Annotated in this window: 25 protein-coding genes and 1 pseudogene; 16 read left to right on the plus strand and 10 right to left on the minus strand. The window is 64.0% G+C overall.

Annotation, left to right across the window (positions count from 1 at the left end):
• The first annotated feature begins 457 nt into the window (after positions 1-457).
• The 3 genes from BW967_RS18625 (at position 458) to BW967_RS17900 (ending at position 1,960) form a co-directional block, all read left to right on the plus strand.
• Entirely contained in the window at positions 458-781 is a 324-nt protein-coding gene (locus BW967_RS18625; RefSeq protein ID WP_139327867.1) for a hypothetical protein, read from the plus strand.
• A 336-nt stretch (positions 782-1,117) separates the two neighbouring features.
• Positions 1,118-1,495: a hypothetical protein gene (locus BW967_RS17895; protein ID WP_076486461.1), complete on the plus strand. Its 378-nt coding sequence runs from the start codon at positions 1,118-1,120 to the stop codon at positions 1,493-1,495.
• A 240-nt stretch (positions 1,496-1,735) separates the two neighbouring features.
• Positions 1,736-1,960, plus strand: coding sequence for a hypothetical protein (locus BW967_RS17900; RefSeq protein ID WP_076486462.1), 225 nt, complete (start codon positions 1,736-1,738; stop codon positions 1,958-1,960).
• A gap of 181 nt (positions 1,961-2,141) precedes the next feature.
• Here the strand turns inward: BW967_RS17900 and BW967_RS17905 are convergent, their stop codons facing one another.
• Genes BW967_RS17905 through BW967_RS17910 form a run of 3 tightly spaced genes read right to left on the minus strand, consistent with a single transcriptional unit; the run spans position 2,142 to position 3,436 of the window.
• Complete coding sequence (locus BW967_RS17905) at positions 2,142-2,975, minus strand: type VI immunity family protein (protein WP_175610481.1); 834 nt, start codon at positions 2,973-2,975, stop codon at positions 2,142-2,144.
• Complete coding sequence (locus tag BW967_RS18810) at positions 2,959-3,123, minus strand: hypothetical protein (RefSeq protein WP_175610482.1); 165 nt, start codon at positions 3,121-3,123, stop codon at positions 2,959-2,961. Before BW967_RS18810 ends, BW967_RS17905 begins: the two co-directional genes overlap by 17 nt.
• 10 nt (positions 3,124-3,133) lie before the next feature.
• A complete protein-coding gene (locus tag BW967_RS17910; protein ID WP_076486464.1) occupies positions 3,134-3,436 on the minus strand; it encodes a hypothetical protein in 303 nt (100 codons plus the stop codon).
• Between the two features lie 39 nt (positions 3,437-3,475).
• Here BW967_RS17910 and BW967_RS17915 point away from each other — a divergent pair, with 39 nt between their 5' ends.
• The 3 genes from BW967_RS17915 to BW967_RS17925 all read left to right on the plus strand — a co-directional run bounded on the left by BW967_RS17915 (position 3,476) and on the right by BW967_RS17925 (position 5,338).
• A complete protein-coding gene (locus BW967_RS17915; RefSeq protein WP_076486465.1) occupies positions 3,476-4,192 on the plus strand; it encodes a T6SS immunity protein Tdi1 domain-containing protein in 717 nt (238 codons plus the stop codon).
• A 29-nt stretch (positions 4,193-4,221) separates the two neighbouring features.
• Positions 4,222-4,938 carry a GAD-like domain-containing protein gene (locus BW967_RS17920; protein ID WP_076486466.1) on the plus strand — a complete coding sequence of 239 codons (717 nt, stop codon included), beginning with the start codon at positions 4,222-4,224 and terminating at the stop codon, positions 4,936-4,938.
• Positions 4,939-5,038: 100 nt separating this feature from the next.
• Complete coding sequence (locus BW967_RS17925; RefSeq protein ID WP_076486467.1) at positions 5,039-5,338, plus strand: PAAR domain-containing protein; 300 nt, start codon at positions 5,039-5,041, stop codon at positions 5,336-5,338.
• An 88-nt stretch (positions 5,339-5,426) separates the two neighbouring features.
• Here BW967_RS17925 and BW967_RS17930 read toward each other — a convergent pair whose 3' ends face one another.
• The 3 genes from BW967_RS17930 to BW967_RS17940 all read right to left on the minus strand — a co-directional run bounded on the left by BW967_RS17930 (position 5,427) and on the right by BW967_RS17940 (position 6,757).
• Positions 5,427-5,771: a helix-turn-helix transcriptional regulator gene (locus BW967_RS17930; protein WP_076486468.1), complete on the minus strand. Its 345-nt coding sequence runs from the start codon at positions 5,769-5,771 to the stop codon at positions 5,427-5,429.
• An 11-nt stretch (positions 5,772-5,782) separates the two neighbouring features.
• Entirely contained in the window at positions 5,783-6,034 is a 252-nt protein-coding gene (locus tag BW967_RS17935) for a type II toxin-antitoxin system RelE family toxin (RefSeq protein WP_076486469.1), read from the minus strand.
• A 90-nt stretch (positions 6,035-6,124) separates the two neighbouring features.
• The gene (locus BW967_RS17940; RefSeq protein ID WP_076486470.1) at positions 6,125-6,757 is read right to left on the minus strand and encodes a tyrosine-type recombinase/integrase; all 633 of its coding nucleotides are present in this window, start codon (positions 6,755-6,757) and stop codon (positions 6,125-6,127) included.
• Positions 6,758-7,073: 316 nt separating this feature from the next.
• Between BW967_RS17940 and BW967_RS17945 the strand changes: the two genes are divergently transcribed.
• From BW967_RS17945 to BW967_RS17980, 8 genes are all read left to right on the plus strand, one after another.
• On the plus strand, positions 7,074-8,078 hold the full coding sequence (locus tag BW967_RS17945) for an HlyD family secretion protein (RefSeq protein WP_076486471.1): 1,005 nt from the start codon (positions 7,074-7,076) through the stop codon (positions 8,076-8,078).
• Positions 8,079-8,082: 4 nt separating this feature from the next.
• Positions 8,083-10,791 carry a ribosome-associated ATPase/putative transporter RbbA gene (rbbA, locus tag BW967_RS17950; protein WP_076486472.1) on the plus strand — a complete coding sequence of 903 codons (2,709 nt, stop codon included), beginning with the start codon at positions 8,083-8,085 and terminating at the stop codon, positions 10,789-10,791.
• Positions 10,792-11,910 (plus strand): ABC transporter permease, encoded by a 1,119-nt coding sequence (locus tag BW967_RS17955; protein ID WP_076486473.1) that lies wholly within the window; start codon positions 10,792-10,794, stop codon positions 11,908-11,910. It begins immediately after the preceding gene.
• 260 nt (positions 11,911-12,170) lie between these two features.
• Entirely contained in the window at positions 12,171-12,365 is a 195-nt protein-coding gene (locus BW967_RS17960; RefSeq protein WP_139327868.1) for a hypothetical protein, read from the plus strand.
• Positions 12,362-12,739, plus strand: coding sequence for a hypothetical protein (locus tag BW967_RS17965; protein ID WP_076486475.1), 378 nt, complete (start codon positions 12,362-12,364; stop codon positions 12,737-12,739). Before BW967_RS17960 ends, BW967_RS17965 begins: the two co-directional genes overlap by 4 nt.
• Positions 12,736-13,185 carry a hypothetical protein gene (locus BW967_RS17970; protein ID WP_076486476.1) on the plus strand — a complete coding sequence of 150 codons (450 nt, stop codon included), beginning with the start codon at positions 12,736-12,738 and terminating at the stop codon, positions 13,183-13,185. Before BW967_RS17965 ends, BW967_RS17970 begins: the two co-directional genes overlap by 4 nt.
• 63 nt (positions 13,186-13,248) lie before the next feature.
• Positions 13,249-14,034, plus strand: coding sequence for a PoNe immunity protein domain-containing protein (locus tag BW967_RS17975; protein ID WP_175610483.1), 786 nt, complete (start codon positions 13,249-13,251; stop codon positions 14,032-14,034).
• Complete coding sequence (locus BW967_RS17980) at positions 14,034-14,333, plus strand: PAAR domain-containing protein (protein ID WP_076486478.1); 300 nt, start codon at positions 14,034-14,036, stop codon at positions 14,331-14,333. Before BW967_RS17975 ends, BW967_RS17980 begins: the two co-directional genes overlap by 1 nt.
• Before the next feature lie 213 nt (positions 14,334-14,546).
• On the opposite strand, the gene BW967_RS17985 is transcribed toward BW967_RS17980, so the two are convergent.
• The 4 genes and pseudogenes from BW967_RS17985 to BW967_RS18000 all read right to left on the minus strand — a co-directional run bounded on the left by BW967_RS17985 (position 14,547) and on the right by BW967_RS18000 (position 20,645).
• On the minus strand, positions 14,547-15,140 hold the full coding sequence (locus BW967_RS17985; protein WP_076486479.1) for a sulfate/molybdate ABC transporter ATP-binding protein: 594 nt from the start codon (positions 15,138-15,140) through the stop codon (positions 14,547-14,549).
• Positions 15,127-15,837 (minus strand): annotated as a pseudogene (cysW, locus tag BW967_RS17990) (sulfate ABC transporter permease subunit CysW); the annotation flags it as partial. The gene BW967_RS17985 and the pseudogene cysW, both read right to left, overlap by 14 nt.
• A 4-nt stretch (positions 15,838-15,841) precedes the next feature.
• Positions 15,842-17,413 (minus strand): hypothetical protein, encoded by a 1,572-nt coding sequence (locus BW967_RS18995; protein ID WP_175610484.1) that lies wholly within the window; start codon positions 17,411-17,413, stop codon positions 15,842-15,844.
• A 7-nt stretch (positions 17,414-17,420) separates the two neighbouring features.
• Complete coding sequence (locus BW967_RS18000; protein ID WP_139327869.1) at positions 17,421-20,645, minus strand: hypothetical protein; 3,225 nt, start codon at positions 20,643-20,645, stop codon at positions 17,421-17,423.
• A 128-nt stretch (positions 20,646-20,773) separates the two neighbouring features.
• On the opposite strand from BW967_RS18000, the gene BW967_RS18005 reads away from it, so the two are divergent.
• A complete protein-coding gene (locus tag BW967_RS18005) occupies positions 20,774-21,448 on the plus strand; it encodes a hypothetical protein (protein WP_076486482.1) in 675 nt (224 codons plus the stop codon).
• 44 nt (positions 21,449-21,492) lie between these two features.
• Positions 21,493-23,592 (plus strand): hypothetical protein, encoded by a 2,100-nt coding sequence (locus BW967_RS18010; RefSeq protein ID WP_076486483.1) that lies wholly within the window; start codon positions 21,493-21,495, stop codon positions 23,590-23,592.
• Positions 23,593-23,738: the final 146 nt, after the last annotated feature.

Consider the following 23,738-nt stretch of genomic DNA (forward strand, 5'->3'; position numbering starts at 1 on the left):
CCCATCATCCCGAAATCCTCCCATCCCCTCATATTTGAGTGAATCGAAAGACTTGCCGCAGCGCAACACGGACTTTTTCAACGGCATCGGCGGATTGTGTGAGTTCGCTGCACCTGCGAGGTGGTAATCTGAATTTCAGAAAGCAGAAGTTCGCTGCACCTTCTACAAAGGTCTGGCGGGGGACCGTGGCTTTTTTTCGGCCGATCCGTACATTGCGGCGAGTGTTGCGTCTTGGCCCGAGGCGTTGCGCTCGCCCGCGGTAGAGGCATTTTTGGCGACCTTGCCGGGGCTGGTCGCCACCACCAGCGGTCCGTTCGACGGGCCTATGCTTGATTCAGCGCCGCTCTGGCACGAGTCACATTTTGCACCTCAGATCGTGGAGTTCTGCGCACGCGGAAACTGTCCGGACGGGGAACAGGGGTGCGGAGGCCCGGTTTTGAGGGCTGCGAAAGCGCGTGTGGCTCAATCTGGGGCGGCCCTGAGTGCGGTGCAGGCGAGCTGCCAACCGTCCTTCGAGTGGCTGCGCGCATTGCGTCGCGCTGGACTGGTAGATACGGCCTGCTCTTCGGCCTTTCAGATCAACGGCGTGATGCAGGGCCGTCTGGAACTCGACGCGCCCTGCTATGATCCTCAGCGCGGTCTGGGATCATTGCCCGTCTCGAGCCCGGCTGACACGCTGAGGTTCTTGCGGCACGTCCGCGGAAAACGCCCCGATGCCGCGACGATGGAGATCGTGGCACAATATTTCCCCGAGATTGCAACCTATCTCGCGCAAGAGTGACAGAACGGCCAAGATGGGAGAAAACCCACAGTAGTTGGAGAATTTCTTAAAGGCTCAGAACTGGCGCGCGTTTCTCAACGAGTGTGGTGAAGGCGGAGGCTGACGCTCCGCCGCGGGCTGCAGTTGCGCGATATCAAGAATTATGCGCCGGGAACGGCGTTCATCAGCGCCCTGAGCTGCTGCCGGTTCCGCGGACACGGATATAAGTCCGCAACCAAGGAACTGGAGAGACAGTGTGTCGAGACGGAAGTATAGCCGCAAGCTCAAGAATAGAGCTGGCCAAGCCTTCAAACGGATCACATGGCGAGACATGCAGGACAACTTTGGAGCTGTCAAATGAGTGAAATTTCCGACCTCATCCAAACCATTATTATGAACGATGCTGGTTTTGAAGGGCCGTGGGACGCCTTCAGCGTCGTGATCGGGTTTGATGTAGAGGGCGATGCAGACAATTCCTACGGCTACCTCTATAAACCGGATGGGGATTTCGAGGCGATTTCGGCCGACCTGTTCGCAATTGAGGCGCCGATGGACGCCTATCTTCGCAGCGTTTACGAGGACGGTCCTTATCCGCTTAAACTGCTGCTGCAATTCGACCGCAATTCGGGGCGGTTCAATATCGACTTCGAAGACAAGGACCCGAAACGCTGGGCCGTGACCCCTGCCGACATCTACGGTTTCATCGAAAGCCTGCGCCCGAAATTCGAGCCATGACCCCGCCAGAAGCCGTGCAAGCCCGTCAGATCATCGGGCTGATCGTGCCCTCAATACCCAGAAACTTCTTCAATTGGATATCATGGCTGGCCCGATGTCGGGCAGACACCGCAGGAGCAGGCGCAATTCGACGAATTCGCCTAGTTCTTCCTGCGGATCTGGGATCGGGAAGGATTCCGGCGGCTGACCGATGATCTCGAAACCGAGGACGATCCGAGTGACTGGGACCAAGAGGTCTACATGCACTACAAACTGATCCCGCTCGACGAGGACGGGTATGATCCGCTGATGAACCTGCGGTTCGTCTGGGAAGGCGAGGCGCTGCGCAAGGCGATCCGGGAGTTTCGCTTCGAGGTGCGGCCCGATTTCCCGCATGAGCGCCTGCGTCAGGCCGGGCAACTCAGTGCCGACACAGGCTGGATGCCGCCCGGCGTGCCGCTTGGCACGCTGCTTGAGGTGGTCTGATGACCCAAGGCACCCCGGATCATATTCATCGGCGAGCACGCGGTCCTGCGCGCCCGCATAACGGATCATGCCGCCTTCGATCTCAAAACTGCCCCGCGCGGCGATGACGGCCATGCGCGTTCCGTCGGGCTTCCATTGCTCGAAGCCGATTGCCGCGAGGGGGTGGTGTTGTCGTGCAGCATCAGTCGAACCGACGGACCCATTCAAGCGTGACTTGCAGGTCTTGTTCCCGGGTGAAGCCCAACTCTTTCGGCGTCTTGATGATGCCGCGCTGATAGCCTTCGAAGCGGATCGGCTTGATGATCCGCGCCGCGGTGCGATAGCCTTCCGGAATGCCGCCGCTGGCCGCATTGCCAAGCGCGGGCTTTTCGCAGGCACGGATGATGGCGCCGCCCTTGAAGGGGAGGAAGGACATGCCGTCGGTCAACTGACGCCGGATCTGTGCCTCGCCGCCAAGACGCGCAATGTTCTCATCCCCCAGAATGGTTAGCCAGTTCGAAGACCGGGGAAGGTCGTGGCCGCCTTTGCGGGTTTCAGACCAATATAACCCGGATGCCTCATATTCCAGGCCGGGATATGCTTGGAGCCAAGGATACCAATAGGAGTCGGAGATGTCTTCGGAACCGATCCCACCCAAGACCCCCAATCCAACAGTCCCATGGATCACGCCCGTATTTTCAGCACACCAGCAAGAGAAACCCAAAAACGTTTCAGTATTTTTCAGCAAAAATTCGGGTGGGACATGAAAATGAATTCCGGACAAAGGTCTCTGCTGCCGGTTTTTCCCGAATGCAAACCCCCAAGTTTCCCAGAGCGGAGTGGATAAATAATCTCCACCCAAATCTTCATACAGACTGAAATACAGATCGTTTTCCGGCGGATCTTCCAGCACTTTCACAGCCTGCTCCGGAAGCTTGGCGATCTGCTTCAAACGACAGCGTTTGCCGTTGTTGCTGGCAAAATGCTCAATTCGGCACCCGGGAAATTTTAGGAACTCCTCAACTAGTTCTACCACCTGCCGCCTTTTTTTCCCAGCCATTAAGAAAATAGAGGGTGATCATGCCGCCAATGCGGGTGGCGATACGTTCAGGATCGTTGCTACTCGTCAAAACCGCTTCAATCGCAAGATCGTGTTGGATTGTCAGATCCGTCTTGATTTTCATTATGATCTCCTCAGCATTTCCCCGGCTTGGCTTTGCCTGTTTTGCAATCGCAATCTCGCCCAACGTCAAGTTCCTGAATTTCAGCGTTTTGGTCTCTTGCGATGTCGTTATAAATCCCTGATGCCTGTGCCGCCGTATGGGTGTCCCCCGGGAATTTCATCTCAAAAATCTTCCATAGTTTCCCGTTTTTCCACCAAGAAATATCAGGCCTCGGTGCGCCCGGAACCACGGGCGCGCTGGTCGGATAGGCCGGGTCGTTCTGGCTCATCACCGGCTGATAGGTTCCTTGCGTGCCGCCGGTAAAAGTGACCATCTGATGAACATCGGCCTATCGGCCTGCAAGTGAGGACACATGCTGGAAAAGAACTTCGAAGAAAAGTTGCGCGAAGATGTCGGCTTGCCGACACGTGATCTGGATCCCACGCCCGAACAGGTCGCTTTCGGGCGCGAGCATTTCTCGAACACCTATGCCGAGTTCATCGAGACCTTCGGCTATGGCCGCGTGCGGGGCGGGCGCTTTCAGTTCTGCCCGATCGACGTGTTCCGCCCACTCGCCGCGCTGATCTTCAAGGCCGATCCGGAGCTGAGCCATAACGACTGCCACATCGTCGGTTACGACGCTTTCGGGAGGGATGTGACGGTTTGGTCCCAACGCTTCAACGTGGTGCATGTGGACCTGCTGCAATACAAGATCAGAAACCTCAGCCTGGCACCAAGTGACCTCGGCACCATGCCGATCCCCGTGCCGGTCAACCCGGTGCCGCTCAACCGCGAAACTAGAACCCGCTCGATCCTGCCGTCGACTGCGGACATAGGCGAATGCTGGGACTGGCAGGAGGGCAAGATGTTCGACCGCTGCGTGAAGGGCCTCGGCGCGCTCGAGTTCGGCGAGGTCTACGGCTTCGTCCCCTCGCTCGGCCTGACCGGCTATAACACCCGCTCGCGCGTGGTCGAAAACGTCCGCCGCCAGCGCGCTCTTGAGCATTTCTGCATGATCGCGCAACTGCAGCCATTCCGTCTGGTCAGGAACTTCGGCCCGCGCGAAGAGACCGTGCGGGAAATCGGCTGAGGCGCGGCGGCAGTTGCAAGTGAGGACACATGCTGGAAAAGAACTTCGAAGAAGAGTTGCGCGAAGATGTCGGCCTGCCCACGCGTGATCTGGAACCCACGCCCGAACAGGTCGCCTTTGGGCGCGAGCATTTCTCGAACACCTATGCCGAGTTCAACGAGACTTTCGGCTATGGCCGGGTGCGGGGCGGGCGCTTTCAGTTCTGCCCGATCGACGTGTTCCGCCCGCTGGCCGCGCTGATCTTCAAGGCCGACCCGGATCTGAGCCACAGTGACTGCCACATCGTCGGTTACGATGCTTTCGGGAGGGATGTGACGGTCTGGTCCGAACGCTTCAACGTGGTAAATGTTGACCTACTGGAATACAAAATCAGCAACTACAAACTGGCCCCAGACGACTTTGGCACCATGCCGCTCCCCATCCCCGTCAATCCGGTGCCGCTCAATCGCGAAACCAGAACCCGCTCGATCCTGCCTTCGACTGCGGAGATAGGCGAATGCTGGGACTGGCAGGAGGGCAAGATGTTCGACCGCTGCGTGAAGGGCTTCGGCCCGCTCGAGTTCGGCGAGGTCTACGGTTTTGTCCCCTCGCTCGGCCTGACCGGTTACAACACCCGCTCGCGTGTGCTCGAAAACGTCCGCCGCCTGCGGGCGCTCGAGTATTTCTGCATGATCGCGCAATTGCAGCCATTTCGTCTGGTCAGGAACTTCGGTCCGCGCGAAGAGACCGTGCGGGAAATCGGCTGAGGCACGCAGAGATTTGAGGCCGCGCCGGGTGGCTCGCTCCTTTCGATTGAATTGTCCGTTCCTTTCCGTGTTTCTCTGCCCCCGCCGCAAGGAGGCCCTGATGCCCGCAGCAACCCGCCTTGGCGACACCGGCTCCGGCCATGGTTGCCACTTTCCCCCCACCCCGGCCACCGGGGCCTCGGGCGATGTCTTCGTCAACGGCATTGGCGAGGTGCGGCAAGGCGATGCTTACGCGCCCCACGCCTGCGGCGTCTGCCCGGCGCCCCCGCATCCGCGCAGTCTCTCCGGCGGCTCTGGCACGGTTTTCATCAATGGCAAACCGGCAGGCCGCGTGGGCGATGCGATCGGCTGCGGCGGGGCGGCCGCAGCGGGTTCCGGCGATGTTTTCTTCGGGGGGTGAAAGACCGCACGGTTCTTTTCTGCAGTGTGCGTCAACGGCTGCTTCGAAGATGCCAGCCTCGCAGCCCGATCGACTGCTTTGGGCCGGGTTACTCCGTCAGATCATCCAGACGCACGCCAAGCGCATCGGCTAGGGCGCGCAATGTTGCGATCGAGCCCTGCTTTCGGCCGGTCTCGATCTCGGCCACGGAGACCCGCTTCACGCCCGATTTCTCGGCCAGCGCAGCTTGGGTCAGGCCGCGCAGATCGCGGTAGACGCGCAGGGCGCTTTCGCCATTCAGCAGGCGGTTCGCATAGTCCGCCGGGATCAATTCGTCCTCACCCGCCGCAAGCCGCGCCTTGGCGCGGTCATAGCTTTGCAGGTCAGCCAAGTCCTCCGCAGCAGCGAGCAGGCGGTCATATTCTTCGCGCGGGATCGTCACCATCTCGTTCATCTCAAACCCTTTCAGTCGTAGACGCCGCCGCGCGGCCCGATATCGAGAATGACCAGTACATTACCCTGATCATCCATGATTACCCGCCAATCCCCCACCCTCAGCCGAATACCCTCCCGGCCTTTCAAGGGCTTCACGTTATTGGCCTGCGCGCTTGGATCCTGCGCATAGGCTTCGATCTTGGCGCGGATCAGCGCAGCGGTATTCGAGGGCATCCGCCGCAAGATCTTGATCGCGGCTTTCGTGTAGCTGATCTGCTTCATTATGTAGCTTTAGGCGACATCACGGCAAAAGTCAAGCGCGATGTCGCCCTGCGCGACATGCCTAGCCGACGGGCGCCGGCCAGGCAAAGGTCACAGATCGATCCCTTCTGACAGCGTCAGCGCATCTTCCAGATCGACGCCCAGATAGCGAACGGTGCTGTCCATCTTGGTGTGGCCCAGAAGCAGCTGCACGGCGCGCAGATTTCCGGTCTTCTTGTAGATCTGCGCAACTTTCGTGCGCCGCATCGAATGCGTGCCATAGGCACTGGGCTCAAGCCCGATCGAAAGAACCCAGTCGCGCATGATCCGGGCATATTGGCGCGTCGACAGGTGGAGGCTGGCATGAACGCGACTGGGCCAGAGATATTCGCTGCCGATCATTTCGGGATCCTTGATCCACCGTTCCAGAGCCAGGCGCGTGGTCTCGGTGATCTCGAAGCGGACGGGTTTGCTGGTCTTGCTTTGGGTCACCGAAGCGCGTTCCTTGACGTGACCGGCTGCATAGACGTCGTTCACCCTGAGACCGACCAGATCACAGCCCCTGAGTTTGCTGTCGACGGCCATGTTGAACAGGGCGAGGTCGCGCTTGTTGTCGGCCATTTCCAATCGCACTCGGATGGACCAGACGTGCTTCGGCTGCAGCGGCAGCTTTTGGCCGACGATGCGGCCCTTGTTCCACGGCGCGCGGGCCGGGCGAAGAGCGGGTAGGGTTTCAATGGTCATGACGGTACTCCTCTCCCCCACGCCCACCACGTCTTCGGCTCCGCCGATCCGGAAGTGTAGCACCGATCCATCCATCGTTTCGATCGATCGAGGGGGGGCGGAGAGCCGACTGTGAGGTTGCGGCATTGCAGGTGCATCATCGCTCTTGCTCCTCAAGATGCGCAAGGAACGCATCTATGCACATGGGGCAGATCAAACGCAAAAATCGCTGCGCTCTTCAAAGGCTCACGCGGTTGGGATGGGCTGGCGGGTTGACCTAGGGCGGAAATGGGTGAACGCTTCTGTTCAGATTTTAGAAGCCCACCGGAGGCCTTCCATGTCCTTAAAAGCCGTCGCCATCTTTTCCCTTGCCAGTTTGTGTGCTGTGGCAGCCCCGGTGCAGGCGCAATCGCCGTTTGCCGGGCTTTTGGCGCGGCTCGAAGGCGCGAAGGATCAGACGGGTGTGACGGCCTCAAATGGTCGGATCGAGGCGCAAAGCGTCGATGTGGCCGGAAAATATGCTGGCCGTTTGACCGAGGTGGCCGCCACAGAAGGCGAGATGGTCGAAGCGGGGGAGGTTCTGGCCCGGCTGGATGACCGCGAGGCGCAGGCACAGGTTTTGGCGGCCGAGGCATCGGTCTTGCAGGCCAAAGCGGCCAAGGCCCAAGCCGATGCGGCTGTGATGCAGGCAGAAAGTGCGCTTGATGTCGCCAACACGAACCGTGACCGGGTGACCACCTTGCATGCAGAGGGCCATGCGGCACAGGCTGCGCTGGATGATGCGGTGAATGCGGCCACAGCCGCCAAAGCCGCCTTGGCCACGGCGCAGGCGCAGGTGGAAAATGCGACCGCCTTGATTGCCGCGGCCGAGGCGAGCCGTGAACAGGCCAAGATCGCACTGGAGGATTTGACAATCCGCGCCCCGATCGGCGGGCGGGTGCTCTATCGGCTGCACGAACCGGGCGAAGTGATCGCGGCGGGCACGCCGGTGGTGACGCTGCTTGATCTGACCAATGTCTATATGGTCGTGTATCTGCCGGCCTCGGTCGTGGGGACATTGGCCGTGAACGATGAGGCGCGGCTGGTTTTAGACCCGGTGCCGCAATTTGTGGTCCCGGCGCGGGTCAGTTTCGTCGCGCCGCAAGCGCAGTTCACCCCGAAATCGGTCGAGACAAGCGCCGAACGCGATGATCTGGTGTTTCGGGTCAAGCTGGCGGTCCCGCGCGATCTGCTGATGCGCTTTGCCGATCGTGTCAAAGTCGGGGTGCGCGGCATAGGGTTTGTGCGCGCAACGCCCGACACGCCTTGGCCCGCCGATCTGGCGGTCAATGTGCCCGAGTAGCCGCATGGAGCCGGTGGCCCGCCTGATAGATGTGTCCCATCGTTATGGGGGCGTCACGGCGCTGGAAGCCGTGACGCTGGATATACCTTCGGGTGGCATGGCAGGGTTGATCGGCCCCGATGGGGTAGGAAAATCCACGCTTCTGGCCTTGGTCGCCGGGGTGCGACGCGGGCAAACGGGCCAGATCGAAAGCCTTGGTGGGTCAATGGGGCAACGCGCGCATCGCGCTGCGGTCGCCCCCCGTATCGCCTATATGCCGCAGGGGCTGGGGCGAAACCTTTACCCCACACTGACAGTGACGGAGAACCTTCAGTTTTTTGGCCGCCTGTTCGGACAAGGCGCCGCAGAGCGCGACGCGCGCATCGCGATGCTGTTGGAGGCAACGGGGCTTGCGCCCTTTCCCGACCGCCCGGCGGGTAAGCTTTCGGGCGGGATGAAGCAAAAACTTGGGCTCTGTGCGGCGCTGATCCATGATCCGGATTTGTTAATCCTTGATGAGCCAACGACTGGGGTCGACCCGCTTTCGCGGCGCCAGTTTTGGGAACTCATCGACCGGGTCCGGGAGGCCCGGCCCGGCATGAGTGTGCTAACCGCCACCGCCTATATGGAAGAGGCCGACCGCTTCGACTGGATCGCCGCGCTGGACGCGGGCCGTGTCATTGCCACTGGCAGCCCGGAGGAGTTGCGCACCCGAACCGGGGCCGACAGCTTAGAGGGGGCGTTTGTCGCGCTGCTGCCAGAAGAGATCCGCAGCCGTCACAAAGCGGTGCCAAGCCTGCCAAGACCGCAATCAGGTGGCCGGATCGCCATCGAGGCCGAAGGCTTGGTGAAGCGCTTTGGCGATTTTACCGCCGTCGATCATGTCAGCTTTTCGATCCCGGAAGGCGAGATTTTCGGCTTTCTCGGTTCGAATGGCTGCGGCAAAACTACGACAATGAAAATGCTGACCGGGCTTTTGGACCCGACCGAGGGCACCACCAAATTGTTCGGGCGCGCACTGGGCCGGGCCGATATGGCCGCGCGGCTGGGCATTGGCTACATGTCGCAAGCGTTTTCACTTTATAGCGAACTGACGGTGCGGCAAAATCTAGTTTTGCACGCAAGACTTTACGGCGTCGCCCCCGCGCGGCGGCTGGCCCGTGTGGCGGAAGTGATGGCCGAATTCGATCTGGCGGAGGCGGCAGACGCGATGCCCGAAAGCCTGCCGCTGGGCCTGCGCCAGCGGCTGCAACTGGCGGTGGCAATGATCCATGAACCACCGATCCTGATCTTGGATGAACCGACCTCGGGCGTGGACCCTGTGGCACGCGATGCATTCTGGGCCACGCTGATGCGGCTGTCGCGCGAAAAGGGTGTGACGATCTTCATCTCGACCCATTTCATGAACGAGGCCGCGCGCTGCGACCGGATCTCGCTGATGCATGCGGGACGGGTGTTGGACATTGGCACACCCGAAGACATTGTCGCGCGGCGCGGGGCCGAAAGCCTTGAGGCTGCCTTCATCGCTGCCCTTGAGGCCGAGGCCGAAAGCCCCGCCCCAGCGCCCGAAGATGCGCGGCCTGCGTCCGCAGAGCCGACGCCGCACAAGCGCTTTGCCGCAGGGACCCGGCTTTACGCCTATTCTTGGCGCGAAACCTTGGAACTCGCTCGCGACCCGATCCGACTGTTCTTTGCGCTGCTAGGCCCGGTGATCTTGATGCTCGCGATGGGCTTCGGGATCTCTTTTGACGTAGACCGTCTGTCCTTGGCGGTGCTGAACCAAGACCAAAGCGCCGCGAGCCACCGCCTGACCGAGGGGTTCACCGCAATCCCACAATTTGCGCTGGCGCCCCCCTTTGCCAGCCCCGCGGACTTGCCAGACCGAATGGGCTTGGGCGCGGTGGCGCTGGCGCTTGACATCCCCGAGGGGTTCGAACGCGATCTACACCGGGGCGATGTTCCCGAGATTGGACTGACTTTTGACGGGGCGATGCCATTTCGCGCGCAAACCGCGCAGGGCTATGCGCTAGGCGTGTTGCAAGATTATGCGCAAAAGGCCGCCGTGGAAGAAGGGCTGGGCACCACCAGTCCGGTCGGCTTTGAAACCCGTTACCTTTTCAACCAGACCTTCGAAAGCGCCAACGCGATGGTACCCTCGGTCTTGATGCTGATCTTGATGCTGGTGCCTGCGGTGATGGCGGCGGTCAGCGTTGTGCGCGAGAAAGAAACTGGCACGATTGCCAATTTCCACGCAACGCCGGTGAGCCGGATCGAGTTTTTGATCGGCAAGCAACTGCCCTATCTGGCGCTGGCGTGGATCAGTTTTTGGGTGTTGGTGATTTTGGGGCTCACCGTCTTTTCGGTACCGCTGTCGGGGAACCTAGTGGCGCTGGGTCTTGCCGCCTTAGCCTATGTCACGGCAACAACGGGTTTTGGCCAATTGATTTCGGCCTTCACCCGCACGCAGGTGGCCGCCGTTTTTGCTACGGCGGTGATCTCGATCATTCCCACGGTGAACTTTTCGGGGCTGGTCGTCCCCGTTTCGTCACTGGGGGACGGCGGGCGTTTGTTCGGGCTCGCCTTTCCCGGGGCGTGGTTTCAGCCGGTTTCCGTCGGCACCTTTCTCAAGGGCTTTGGCTGGACCGAGGCGCTTTCCGCAACCGCTGTTCTGGGCTTGTTCGCCGCGACCTATCTGGTGTTTGCGATCATTTCCCTTCCCAAGCAGGAGCGATGAATGCGCCGCCTTCGCAACATTCTATGGCTGACCGGGAAGGAGCTGCGCGCGATCCGGGGCGACCGGGTGATGCTGGTGCTGATCGCCTATATCTTTACCTTGGCGGTTTGGCTGGTGTCGGATGCCGGCAGCACCGAGGTCGATCATCTGGCCACCGCCGTGGTGGATGAAGACCGAAGCCAGCTTTCCGCGCGCTTGATCGATGCAATACAACCGCCGCTTTTCGCGCCTCCAGTGGTCCTCTCCGCACCGCAAGCGCAAGCGGCCCAACGGGCGGGCGAGGCGATCTTGGTGTTGACCATCCCGCCCGATTTTGAGCGCGACCTGCATGCCGGCCGCGAGGTCACGCTGCAAATCTTGGTTGATGCAACGGCGGTGGCACAGGCTGGCAACGGGGCCAGTTTTCTGCGCCAAACTCTTAGCCAAGAACTGAGCGAGGCGCTGTCTCCGGGCGCGGAAAGCAGCGATCTTGTCACCGTGGTGATGCGCAACTTTTTCAACCCGAACCTGACCTCAAGCTGGTTCAGTGCGGTGATGCAGTTGATGAACAATGTCACCATCTTGATGCTGATCCTCTCGGGCGCCTCGATGATCCGTGAGCGTGAACATGGCACGATTGAACATGTTCTGGTGATGCCGGTGCGCCCGCATGAGATCGTCGTCTCGAAGATCGTAGCCTCGGGGGCGGTGATCCTGACGGCCTCACTTCTCAGCCTTGTCTTTGTGGTCCAAGGGGCGATGGGGGTGCCCATTGCGGGGGCGCTTTGGCTTTATGCCTGTGGTGCGGCGATCTATGTGGTGGCGGTGGCGAGCCTTGGCCTGCTCTTGGCGTCCTTTACCCGGACGATGGGACAATTCGGGCTTTTGGTCATTCCGGTGATCGTGCTGATGATCTTGCTTTCGGGCGGGATGACCCCGCTTGAGTCGATGCCTGACTGGCTGCAAGGGCTCTTGCGCACAATCTCACCGGCAACGCATTTCGTGATCTTTGCGCAGGCGGTGTTGTACCGCGGCGTCGGCTTCAGCCTTGTCTGGCCCGAAATGGTGATGATGGCCGGGATGGCAGCGGTGGCGGTCGTGATCGTTCTGGCGAGGTTTCGCAAAGTTCTTGCGGGCTGAAGATTTGCTCTTTGTGGTCGCTCGTCCGGCCACGGACGGCGCGCCTGAGACGCCGCGTCCGCGCAAGCGATACTCACGGCGCATGCTGGCAGGTCATGTCTAGCTACGATCCTGCAATCGCCGGTCGATGAAGCGGCCTACCCGCCTTCCACTCGGCCCAAAACCTCACGCTGCACCCCGTACGAGTGTCCGCTTCGGCAGCCTGCACCGGGAGGGTCGATCGGCAGTTATGGGCCGATTGGACCCGGCTGGGATACGAGGTGGATTACAAGATCGACGTCTATCCGCCGGGGGCGGTCCGGCCGGATGCGTTCAGATCAAGTTACGTCGTCAGGGATCCGAAGACGGGCAAAGTGGTGTATAAGAACGACCGCAAGCTCAAGAATAGAGCTGGCCAAGCCTTCAAACGGATCACATGGCGAGACATGCAGGATAACTTTGGAGCTGTCAAATGAGTGAAATTTCCGACCTCATCCAAACCATTATTATGAACGATGCTGGTTTTGAAGGGCCGTGGGACGCCTTCAGCGTTGTGATCGGGTTTGATGTAGAGGGCGATGCAGACAATTCCTACGGCTACCTCTACAAACCGGATGGGGATTTCGAGGCGATTTCGGCCGACCTGTTCGCAATTGAGGCGCCGATGGGCGCCTATCTTCGCAGCGTTTACGAGGACGGTCCTTATCCGCTTAAACTGCTGCTGCAATTCGACCGCAATTCGGGGCGGTTCAATATCGACTTCGAAGACAAGAACCCGAACCGCTGGGTGGTGACCCCTGCCGACATCTACGGTTTCATCGAAAGCCTGCGCCCGAAATTCGAGCTATGACCCCGCAAGAAGCCGTGCAGGCCCGTCAGATCATCGGGCTGATCGTGCCCTCAATACCCAGGAACTTCTTCAATTGGATATCGGTTGCTGCTTGGCTCTGGCTCTCGCCCGACGGCAAGGGCGGCGGCGGCGGCGGGCAGGCCTATGACACGCTCGGAGACGCCACCGGGTTCACCTTTCCCATCCCGCCCCTGCTCCGTCCGCTTTCTATCTTGCGCGAAATGCACCCAGAGGTGGATCATCGCAGATGGCAATCCGTTTTGTTGCAGTTCGGCCGTTCGAGAGAACATGTTCGGCTGGCCTACGCCTTTGACGATCCGTTGCGCTGGATGATCACAGAGGGGAACTATGCGTCCATGATCCGAGCGATAAGACCAGATTTTGCTGGTCTGTCTGGCCCTGGCGGCGGAGCCGATGACCTTGACACTCGCTGGCTGCAGCAATGAGGCCCTGCCATAGCGGGATGCGCAGGGCAACGAGGTAACGCAGGCACCCGCATGGAGGAAACAATGAGAGATACGCTGGCATCCCCAGAGTTCTGGGGTCAGGCCTTGACCTATCAATTGGAAGACATCGAGGCTTTCGAGAAAAGCTACGGCAATCCTCCACCTGGCCCTTTGAAACAGGGCGGCAAAGGATACCCCCTGCTGCAGGCGCTTTTCGAGACGTCTCTCTGCCTGTATTCCGCCGGTGCCCCGGTGCCCGAAGTCGTGGCTCCGGGTCTGCGCGGGGTCGGGCACCTGTTTCCCGAGATGATCGCCCGGTTCGGCACCGACATGCCCGACGGCATCGCGTGGATGGGCACAAGCGTCATCCATCGATACATATCCATGCTCGTTCTCTGCTGCGCCAGTCCCTCGGAGTTTCAGGCCTTTTTCGACTCGCTCGACAGGTTCGATCTGACCGAGGACGGCTATGGCGGCTATGACCGGATCTGGTCGGCCTTCCGCCGTCAGCTAGGCCTTGGCGACGTCGCGCCGCAAAGCCCGGTGCATTGGCCCGAAGCCTATCAGGAATTGTGGCTGGCGATCGCCCCAGAGGAACCCGATTTCGCCCGCCCGCATCATCTGAAAAGATTTCTCGAGGGCTGGTACAAGGAAATGACCTCCGAACTAGCCGCGCAAACGACGCGGGCCGAAGATCTTGGCCCGAACAGCACTTATGTCGGGTACTGGTGCCTTGAGGCGGCGGCGGCCTCGGTGGTGTTCGGCATAGACGACCATAGTTTCCGCGACCACCCCCACTATCCCGCCGACTGGGCCGACTGGGCGCGTGGCTGCCGGGGGATCGCCTGATGCCCGCAGCGACCCGCCTTGGCGACACCGGCTCCGGCCACGGCTGCCACTTTCCCCCCACCCCGGCAACCGGTGCTTCGGGCGATGTCTTCGTAAACGGCATCGGCGCGGTGCGGCAAGGCGATGCCTACGCCCCCCACGCCTGCGGTGTTTGCCCCGCGCCCCCACATCCGCGCAGCCTCTCGGGCGGCTCTGGCACGGTCTTCATCAACGGCAGACCAGCGGGGCGCGTAGGCGACGCGATCGGCTGCGGTGGGTCAGCTGCCACGGGTTCCGGCGATGTTTTCTTCGGGGGGTGAAAGCCAGTAGGGATCTTTGCTGTGAGGTGCGTCAACGGCGGCTTCGACGGAAGCACTGCGGGGCGTGACTGGCCGCTTTGGGCCGAGCACGTTGTTCAGGTCGTCCCCTTCGCAAGGGGCGGTTTCCGGACCTTGAGGTCGCGGCATCGCATCCGCAGCAAATCCGCGATAGCCGTCGTTCGCGCTTGGAACGATGCCACGCGCCGATTGAGGTCAGACGGCGACAAAATCCCTGACGAAAGCCGTCGCGGGATGGGCGCGGATGTCTTGCGGGCCCTGACGCAGCTCCTTGCGCACCTTGGCATCGAGGGCGCCGAAGGGTTCATCGAGAAGCAGCATCCGCGGCTCGATCACCAGCGCGCGGGCGAGTGCCACGCGTTGCCACTGTCCGCCCGAAAGCTGCGACGGGGTGCGCGAGGCGATCTGCGGCAACTGGATCAGATCGAGCAGCTTGGCCACCCGGCGCGCGATCTCGGCCTTGGGCGGGCGGGTGGCGCGGGGGCGCGCCTTCAGCCCGTAGGCGATATTCTCGAACACGGTCATATGGCGAAAGAGCGCGTAGCTTTGGAACACGAAGCCCGCGCGGCGCGCCTGCACGCTGAGCCCGGTCGCATCTTGTCCGTCGAAAAGCACCCGCCCCGAGGAGGGAAATTCTAGCCCGCCCAGAATGCGCAACAGCGTGGTCTTGCCCAAGCCGGAGGGGCCCAGAAGCGCCACCAGCGCCCCCGAGGGGATGGCGAGCGAGACCGGATGCAGCGCCGTGGTGGGGCCGAATTCCTTGGCGATTTCGTCGATGTCGATATGCATGGCGAGACCTTTCAGGCTTGCGCTCCAAAAGCGCCTTGACGAGAAGGGTGAGAAGAGCGAGCGCGCTCAGGCAGGCGGCCAGTGAAAACGCCGCGACCGAGAGATATTCGTTATACATCATCTCGATGGTGATCGGCATGGTGGCGGTCTGGCTGCGGATCTTGCCCGAAACCACCGCCACCGCGCCAAATTCGCCCATCGCGCGGGCATTGGCGAGCAACACACCGTAAAGGAGCGCCCAGCGGATGTTGGGCAGCGTGACGGCAAAAAGCGTGCGCCAGCCGCCCGCCCCGAGGGTGAGCGCGGCCTCCTCCTCGGAGCGGCCCAGCTCGACCATGACGGGGATGATCTCGCGCGCGACGAAGGGAAAGGTGACGAACAGGGTCGCCAGCACGATCCCCGGCAGCGCGAAGATCACCTGATGGCCCGAGGCGACCAGCCAGCCGCCAAGCGTGGCATTGGCGCCGAACAGCAGAACGAGGCAGAGCCCCGCGACCACCGGCGAGACCGAAAACGGCAGGTCGATCAGCGTGATCAAGAGCGCCTTGCCGGGAAAGTCGAATTTCGTCAGGAACCACGCCGCCGCCAGACCGAAGGCCGCATTGATCGGCACGGCAATCGCGGCGACGGTGAGGGTGAGCCGGATCGCGGCCCACGCATCGGGCTTGGCGAGGGAGGCAAGGGCCGCGCCGCCTCCAGGTTCAGCGCAGCATTTCGTGGCGATAGACGCCGTTTTCCGGGGCGGGCGCACGGGGGAGAACCGGTTTCGGGGCCGGAGGCGGATGCGCTGCGGCCTCGGCCGCCCGCGCCCGACGGGCTGCAATTTCGCTGCTGATCTGGCCAAAGGGCGCCGCAACCCCCGGATCGGTGGCGCTTTGCCGGGCATAGGCGTCATGCGTCAGCCGGATCGCCTCGCCGGTGGAAAAACAGCGCGCGTCGATGCCGAACCGCGCCGCCTCCTGTGCGACATAGGCGTGGCGCTGATCCTCCCACCGCTTCTGATTGTCGAGCAGGCTGTCGAGCGCCTCATGCATGTCGGCAAAGAGCCAGTTCGAATAGCGGTCGCGCACCTTCCAGGCGAATTCGGGGCCGATGTCGACGGTGACATCCCCGGGCAGGCGCACCTTCGCAATGGTCACCGAGCCGCCGCCATAGAAATCGAGCTTGGCCACCGCGCTTTCGACCGCGCGCACCAGCCCGTATTCGGACTCCTTCTGCCATTCGCCATCGTAATAATCGTCGATCTGCTTGGTCGAATCGATGTCGATGCCGTATTTCAACTCGCCCGCGGGGGTTTCCCAAGCAAAGCCGATCTTGCCGCCTGTCAACCGTGTGCCGCCGCTGTCGGGGTCGTCCGGGTCTCCCAGACCGAATTTCAGAGAGGTCTCGGTATCGACTTCCCCCACCACCGGCATGTCGGTTTTCCAGCCCTCCTTGTAGGTGATTTCCGACAGGTGGATGCGGCCCTTGCGGTCGGCCGAGGCCCCCACCTCGACAAAGCCGAAATCGAAGCGCAGGTCGATCTCGTCGGCGGAGCTGGCGAGCGCCTGACCAAGCTCGACCGATTTCTGCATCGCCGCCACCAACGCCTCTTCGAGCTTCTGTTGCGTGTCGGGGGCCAGTTGCAGCGTGGCAAGCGCTTGGCGCGCCTCGGGCGAGAGCGCATAGATCACCCGATCTGGCGGCACGCCGGGCACGTCCGATGTGCCGGGCGCGCCCAGCCCCGCAACGGCGCGGGCGCGGGCGCAATCGACCGCGGCCCCAGGCTGAACGGGCTTGGCGGGCGCGTTGCGGTTTTCCAGCGCGCTCAGGATCTGGTCGAGCGGGTTGCCGCCGGTCAGCTCGGGCCGTGCGGCGCAATTCTCGAAGATCTTCGGATCGGTTGGCAGGTCGTGGCGGGTGCAGCCATAGCCCGAGACGATGCAGGGCGGCCCCGGATGCTGGCAGGAATAGCGCTTGTCATAGGTGCCGATGGTGTCGGGCTCGTAATATTGCGCGGTGCCCGAACTGCCATACCCCGCCATCCGGCACACACAATCGAAAAAATCCCGCTGCATCGCCACGCCCAAGGTCTCGAGCACCAGCAATTGCCGGTCATGCGGCAAAGCGATCCAGCGGCTCAGCGCCCGCTCCTGCTTGGGGCTGCGCGCGGGGTTGCCTGGCGCGGGGGGGGGCTGTGCGGGGCCGTCCTGCGCGGCAAGCGGCAGCGGGGGGACAAGCGGCAGCGCCAGCGCAGTGGCAAGCGCAAGCCGCGCAAGGATGGGACCGGTCACGCGCATCTCAGTCTCCCTTCAGATCGGCACTCAGCGCATCGACGAAATCCGCCGCGGCAAAGGCGTCGTCATCAATCAGACGCAACCGCTCGGCGGCGTCCATCCCCCCAGGCGTGGCCCAGCCCGCGCTGAGCGCAAGCAGGTTCACCTGCCCGGGCGCGGTCTTCTCGATGCCGCCCGGCGTGATCACCGGCCAGAGCGTCCGGCCCCGCACCGCAACCGCCGTGCGTCCCCGCATGATCGGGCGCCCCGCCAGCCAGACCGAAATCGCCCCGGTCTCGAAGCGCAGCGTGACCTTGCCATCCCAATGGGCGCGCCACCACGCCGCGGGCAGCACCCGGCGCCAATGGTCGTAGCTGAAATGGCCGGTGTGAAACTGCACCACCAGCGCGCCGGCATCGGGGCCTTGACGGGGCACCTCAAGCGTCAGCACGGCCTTCGCACTGTCCTCGTGGCGCTCGGGGTCTTCCGATAGGAACAGCCGCATCCCGAAATCTGGGCCCGGATCGGATGGCGGCCTGACAGAAAGGGTCAGATCGTAGGGTGTGCTGTCGAGCCGGTAGTCGAGCACCAGCGCCGGTTCGGGGCCGACGAGCGCGATCCGGCTCCAGTCCGGTACCGGGCTGCGGCGGCGCAACAGAAAGCTCTTCGGCCCGGCCATCGAAAGCTTGGCAAACTCCGCCGCGCCCGAGGACAGGCCGCGCCAGCCCGGCCCCATCGGCGGGGTGAACAGCGCTTTTTCGGGCAAAGGCGCCACGCCGGGCGCGGGCGCGGCAGCTGGCGCGGGCGGCTCGGCGCGGCCCGCGCGCCGGATCTCGCGCAGCGCCAGCGCCCCCTTGCCCTCGAAATCCGCCACCGCATGCACCGCCATGCGCAGCCCCGCCCCCTCGGCCGCCTCCGGCCAGACGAGCCAATCGGAGTTCACCCCCTCGGCCTCGACCCGGACCCGGCCGGGGCGCAGCACAAGCCGGATACTTTTGGGCAGGGCGGCGAGGGTTTCGGTTCTCACCCCCTGCTTTTCGCCCGCCCGCCGCGAACTCAGCGCGCTGTAACCGCCATCGGGCTGGCGGCGAAACCGCAGCACATAGGAATCGTTGTCGCTCAGGTTTCCGGGCAGCGTATAGCGCCCGCTCAGGCTGATCTCGAAATCCCCCGTCGCCGCAGGATCGATGCCGACCTGCAACGCCGCCTCGCCCGAACCATGCAGACCGTCAAGCCAGAGCACCGCTTCGGGCGAGACGATGCCCAGATAATCGCCGGTCTTCGGCTCGGACCAGCCGATCCGCAGCGCCGCGCCAGTTTGAGCATCCCCGCCCCGAGAATCCCCCTCCAGCACAGCATCGCGCCAAAACGCCCCCTCACGCCGCGCATTGGGCAGCCAGACCGAGCCCAGGCCGGTGCCGTCGAACAGCACTTGCCCGGGGCGGTCGCCGGTGACAAACGCCCCTTCGGCGGGCGCGGGCGCAAAGGGCTCCTGCACCGCCTCGAAACGTTTAAGCACAAGATGTGCGGCGCGGTTCTTGCCTGGCACTTGCATATAGGCGAGCGCCACCAGTGGCCCTTGCGGCAAGGGCGTGGTGTGCCGCATCTCGAGCAGTTGCACCCCGGCGCTCGCATCGCGCAATTCCACTGTGCTGTCGGGGCGCAGCACCAGATCGAGCGTGGTCTCGCCCTTCGGCCAGAAGAATTTGACGCTGGCCTTTTCCGCCCCGCCCGCCAGCGTCAGCTCGGCCCGGCCAACCCCTTCGCCCAGATCGAGCAGGTGCAGCCGCAACGCATGCGCCTCCCACGGGTCTTGCGTGGCCGTCTCGGGCGGGCTCAGCGCCAGGGTAAGGGAGGTGCTGCGCGCGGCGTCGATCACCGCCCGCAGATGCCAGACTTGACCCGCGGGCGGCGGCGCAAGCGGCGCCCCGGTGGCGGCAAAACCGGCCTTGGCCCAGCCCCGTCCCTCGGCAAAGTCCATCGTCAGTCCGTCGGGCGTGATCTGCGCGTCGCGCGCGAACTCGGCCCCCGAAAAGGCGATCGGGGTGAGCCCGGAAAGCGAGGCGCCGTCGAACAAAAGCCCCGGCGGCCGCATCGCTTCTGCGAAATTCGGCAAGGACTGGGCGGGAGTCGCTGCGGGCACAGCCTGCACCGGCGCAGCCGCGCCCGGCCCCGGCCCCGGCCCCGGCTGGAACCCTTCGGCGATCAGGCCCAGCATCGAACTCAGATCGGCAGAGGCATCGGGCGCGCGCACGGTGGCCAGAAAGAACGGCGCGGGCGCGTCGGGAGCGCGATAGATCCAGACCCGGCCGCGCGCATAGGGCAGCGCCACCGAATTGATCGGATAGACCTTCGAAACGGTCTCGACCGCATGCACCCGCGTGCCGGCGATGCGCGGCCATCCTTCGCCCTCGATCGACCTTGCCTGCAACGTGTCGTTATAGATCCGGGCGGTGAAATCCTCGAGCACCTGCCGCGCGCTGCGCCCTCCGTCTGCAGAGGCAAGCGCCGCAAGCACCAGCGCATCGCGGCCCGGCGAGACCAGCACCACCTCGCGAAGCCCAGGGGCTTCGGTGGCAAAGCTGGTCCAGCCGGCGGGCAGAGGCAGAGAAAACGCCCCGGTGGCATCGGTGTAACGCGGCGCCCCACCATGCGGCGCGGTGAAGGGGGCGGCAGCGGCGGGCGGGGCTGGCGGCGCAAGCCAGCCGCTTTGGCCGCCCGGGGTCTCGGGGAGAGGGGTTGTAGGCGGGTCCGCCCCGCCCAGCGCGGGCACGCCATCAAGCGCGATCCCGGCCAGAAGCTGCTCGAACAGCGCCCGATGCTCGGCCAGCGGCACCTGCGCTGGCGCGGCGATCAACTGCCACAAGAATATCTCGCCCTCGACATCGGTCTTTGGAAAGGCCAGCTCCAGCATGCGCTCGGCATCGTTTTCGAGATGCACGACCAGCGCCTCCTGCCCGGCAAGCGGCCGCGTCTCATGCGCCACGATGTCGGCAAAGCCGAGCAGCGGCTCGTCGGGCAGCCACCAGCGCGCCCAAAGCTGATAGCGCCCGTCGGGGCTGGCGAAATCATATTCACGGTCGCGGCTCGAATAGGTCACCGTCCAGCCCGCAGGCACATGGAACGCCGCGCTGCGCAGGTCGTAGTCCTGCATCGGCTGCGCCCCGAGCGGACCAGCGCAAAGCGCCAGCACGATCCCCGCCCGGAGCCAAACCCGGATGGACCCAAACGCGCCCGAACAGAAGGACATCGCCGCCTCCGCCGCCTCCCATGTCACCACCGTGACAAAAAAGTTTAGGCGCCCGATCGGCGCGCACCTTGATTCAGGCCAAAGACAGGGCGTTTTCGCCAAGGTCAACTTCGCTCGGGGGAGTCGCCATGACCAAGGATTTTTACTCGCAGGGCTTGAGGGGCATTGGGCGTCGCGCGGCGGTGCTGGCGGTGCTGCTGGGCGCGATGATCGGTGCCGGGGTCTGGCCGCTTCCGGTCGCGCTGGCGGGCGGCGCGGCGGCGATCGCGCTTTACGCCCTCACCCGCGACCGGCACCCCGCCACCTTCCATTACGCCCGCAGCGCGGCGGTGATCGGCCCCGACTGGCTGGGCTTTGTCTGGGTCGCGGCTCTGGCCGCGCTGCCGCTCTGGGCGCAGGAGGGCGAGGCCGGGCTGCACCCCTCGGCCGTCCTGCTTTGGCCGATGGCAGCGGCGGGACTGGCCTTTCCCTTCATCGGCTGGAGCGCGGAAAGCTTCGGGTTAAGCCTTTCCGACGGGCAGATCACGCTGCGGCACCGGCTTTGGCACCGGCGCTTCGCGCAGGCCGAGATCGTCTCGGTCAGCCCTTGGCGCAGCGACCTGCCGCGCTGGATGCGCGCCCTTGCGCCGCTGCTCGCCCCCGCTTCGCCCGGAACCGCCGGCGCGCTGATGCTGGCGCGCGCGCGGCAGGGGCTGCGGGTCGAGCTGCGCGGCGGGGAACGACTGGTGATCGAGACCGATGCGCTGATCCCCGGCGCCAAAGCCCTGCGCGAGGTCTTGCAAGGGCGCCAGAGGCGCGCGTGAACGCCAGATCAGGACCCCGAGATCAAGAACACAGGAGAGATGCTATGCGCCGTTTCCACCGTGGTGTTGTTCCCCTTCTTGCCCTCCTTGGCATGGCGCCGGGCGCGCTTGCGCAGCAGGCCGCGCCCAAGCCCCCTGAACCCTTCGTGCCCGTCGCCGTTCCCGCCGACTGGGTTGCGGCGCGTTTCGAAGGGCTCGATCTGCGTCGCCCGCCCGAATTCACCCCGATGGACGAGGACCGCGACAGCCGCACCTGGGGCAAGCTCGACGAGGTGGCGAAACGCGGCTTCATCCTGCGGCTCGAATTCGACGACAGCCCCGAGCGCCGAATCAAGCGCGACGGCGGCGTCGAGCGGGGCGCGGTGGTGATGCCCGACGGGCATGTGTTCCGCCGCTGGCAGATGATCGCCCCGCCCGATGCCGGGGTGAAGGGCGAGGTGGAACTGCTGGTCTCGGACCTGCCGATCCGCGGCGACGAGAAGCTGAGCATCGACCTGATGGCGGTGAATGCCGACATTGCCGAGATGCGGCCGGTTTTTGCAAGCTTCGTCAGTGGCTTGATCTTGCCTCCGCCGGGCACGCCGCTGCGCCGCGACATCTTTGGCGGGATCGTGCAATTGCCCCTCGATGGCGGCTGGAGCGGGCTGAGATCGAGCGACTCCGACGATCTGCGGCTTCACGCCGACGATCTCGAGGGGCAGATCGAGATCGCTCGCGGCGCCGCGCAGACCGGCCCGATGCCGATTGCCACCCCGGGCCAGCCGGTCCGGTTCATGGGCCAGAACGCGCAGATTTTCGCCTTCGAGGATGGCGCGCAGACGCGCGACGATGGCACCGGGCAAAGCGGTCAGGGGCGGGTGGTGGTGCTTGAAACCTGCCTGCCCGACGGTGCGGCGATCTCGTTTGTGTTCGGCGGCATGCCGGGGTTCTACCACGACGCGCGGCTGACCGCCCCCTTTGCCGGAGGCCGCATCGCCCTGCCCGAGGGCGCGCGTCCCTGCGCGCCGGGCGTGCTTCCCGCGGGTGCCAGCCCCGCCATCTCCAGCGCCGCGGCCCGCCCCGAGGTTCTGCCGCCCTTCGACGTGCCGGCGCCGGGCGCGGGGGTGCCGCGCGCCGAGGGTCAGGCGTTGGGCGGGCTGTTCGACTACCGCCTGCCCCCCGGATGGGAGGTCACCCGCCCCGACACCGGCAGCCGCATCGAATTTGCCGGCGCGGGGGTGCGGGTGGTGCTTGCGCGCGCCGCCGCGCTGCGCGCGCCGGGCGGCCCGGCGGCGCTGCTGCCGACATCAAGCTTTGCGCGTTCGGACATGATTCTGGGCTGGCCGACGCGGCGCCACCACATCGCCGATGGCGCGCATGCCATCCGGGTTTACCTTTACGATCATTGCCTTGGCGGAGGGGAGGAGCCGTTCGGCCTTGCCTTCATCGGCCCCGGCGCGTTCTTCGAGAGCGACGCTTTCGGCACTTTGACGCGCGGCCTTCGCCTGAACATGCCCGATGATATCCGGCCCTGCCCGGAGGCCGCGCTGGCACCGGGTGGGGCGGCGGCGGAAGCCGAAGCGACGGCGCAACAGCCCCCCGCGCAGACCGGCCCGGTCACGCAACAGACCGCTACCGTTGCGGGGGGCGCTGGGGGTGTCGGCGGAGGGGCGCAAACCCCGGCAGATGCTCCGCCGCCGCCTGCCTCGCCGCCGCAGCAGGGCGATGACCCCGACCTGTTCCTGCCCGGCCCCGCGGGCTATGCGCTTTATCGCAACGGGCGGTATGGCACGCATATTTCCTTCCCCGCCAGCTACTTCCAGCCCGACGCGCCGCCCGACAGCGGCGACGGGCGGTCGTTCACCTCGATCGACGGCTGGGCGCGGTTCTATGTCTTCGCGCAATACAATGCCGAGGGGCTCGACGCCCGCAGCCGCATGGCGCGCGACATCGAGGCGCATGGCAGTGCCAGCTATCAGGCCTCGGGTCCGGGGTGGTATGTGATCTCTGGCGTGATCGGCACCGACACCTATTACCGGCGCGCCACCGAAACCCTCTCCGGCCTCATTCAGGTGTTCGAGATCAGCTATCCCGCTGCGCGCAAGAGCGAGTTCGATCCGGTGGCGAGCTACATGGCCGCGAGCTTCGGGTCCGGTTCGGACTAGGCTCCGGCCCTGAGGGTTTGCGCGCGCCCGGCACTCTCGCTGTCACCCCCATCAACCGGGGCATTGACCCGCGAGGAGGGGACGAGCGCTGGCCGCGGCTCGCGGAAGGTGACGACCTTGACAGAGCGGCGCGCGGGCGGTTTCAG

Source organism: Rhodobacter aestuarii (assembly GCF_900156655.1).
In the GTDB taxonomy this organism is placed as follows: domain Bacteria; phylum Pseudomonadota; class Alphaproteobacteria; order Rhodobacterales; family Rhodobacteraceae; genus Rhodobacter; species Rhodobacter aestuarii.

Coding starts and splice junctions, on each gene's coding strand:
- BW967_RS17940 (WP_076486470.1), bottom strand. CDS start 6,757: ATGACCATTGAAACCCTACCCGCTCTTCGCCCGGCCCGCGCGCCGTGG.
- BW967_RS17925 (WP_076486467.1), top strand. CDS start 5,039: ATGCCCGCAGCAACCCGCCTTGGCGACACCGGCTCCGGCCATGGTTGC.
- BW967_RS18810 (WP_175610482.1), bottom strand. CDS start 3,123: ATGAAAATCAAGACGGATCTGACAATCCAACACGATCTTGCGATTGAA.
- BW967_RS17915 (WP_076486465.1), top strand. CDS start 3,476: ATGCTGGAAAAGAACTTCGAAGAAAAGTTGCGCGAAGATGTCGGCTTG.
- BW967_RS17985 (WP_076486479.1), bottom strand. CDS start 15,140: ATGCATATCGACATCGACGAAATCGCCAAGGAATTCGGCCCCACCACG.
- BW967_RS17965 (WP_076486475.1), top strand. CDS start 12,362: ATGAGTGAAATTTCCGACCTCATCCAAACCATTATTATGAACGATGCT.
- BW967_RS17930 (WP_076486468.1), bottom strand. CDS start 5,771: ATGAACGAGATGGTGACGATCCCGCGCGAAGAATATGACCGCCTGCTC.
- BW967_RS18000 (WP_139327869.1), bottom strand. CDS start 20,645: ATGTCCTTCTGTTCGGGCGCGTTTGGGTCCATCCGGGTTTGGCTCCGG.
- BW967_RS17970 (WP_076486476.1), top strand. CDS start 12,736: ATGACCCCGCAAGAAGCCGTGCAGGCCCGTCAGATCATCGGGCTGATC.
- BW967_RS17920 (WP_076486466.1), top strand. CDS start 4,222: ATGCTGGAAAAGAACTTCGAAGAAGAGTTGCGCGAAGATGTCGGCCTG.
- BW967_RS17935 (WP_076486469.1), bottom strand. CDS start 6,034: ATGAAGCAGATCAGCTACACGAAAGCCGCGATCAAGATCTTGCGGCGG.
- BW967_RS17900 (WP_076486462.1), top strand. CDS start 1,736: ATGCACTACAAACTGATCCCGCTCGACGAGGACGGGTATGATCCGCTG.
- BW967_RS17980 (WP_076486478.1), top strand. CDS start 14,034: ATGCCCGCAGCGACCCGCCTTGGCGACACCGGCTCCGGCCACGGCTGC.
- BW967_RS18005 (WP_076486482.1), top strand. CDS start 20,774: ATGACCAAGGATTTTTACTCGCAGGGCTTGAGGGGCATTGGGCGTCGC.
- BW967_RS17975 (WP_175610483.1), top strand. CDS start 13,249: ATGAGAGATACGCTGGCATCCCCAGAGTTCTGGGGTCAGGCCTTGACC.
- BW967_RS17945 (WP_076486471.1), top strand. CDS start 7,074: ATGTCCTTAAAAGCCGTCGCCATCTTTTCCCTTGCCAGTTTGTGTGCT.
- rbbA (WP_076486472.1), top strand. CDS start 8,083: ATGGAGCCGGTGGCCCGCCTGATAGATGTGTCCCATCGTTATGGGGGC.
- BW967_RS17955 (WP_076486473.1), top strand. CDS start 10,792: ATGCGCCGCCTTCGCAACATTCTATGGCTGACCGGGAAGGAGCTGCGC.
- BW967_RS17910 (WP_076486464.1), bottom strand. CDS start 3,436: ATGGTCACTTTTACCGGCGGCACGCAAGGAACCTATCAGCCGGTGATG.
- BW967_RS18010 (WP_076486483.1), top strand. CDS start 21,493: ATGCGCCGTTTCCACCGTGGTGTTGTTCCCCTTCTTGCCCTCCTTGGC.
- BW967_RS17895 (WP_076486461.1), top strand. CDS start 1,118: ATGAGTGAAATTTCCGACCTCATCCAAACCATTATTATGAACGATGCT.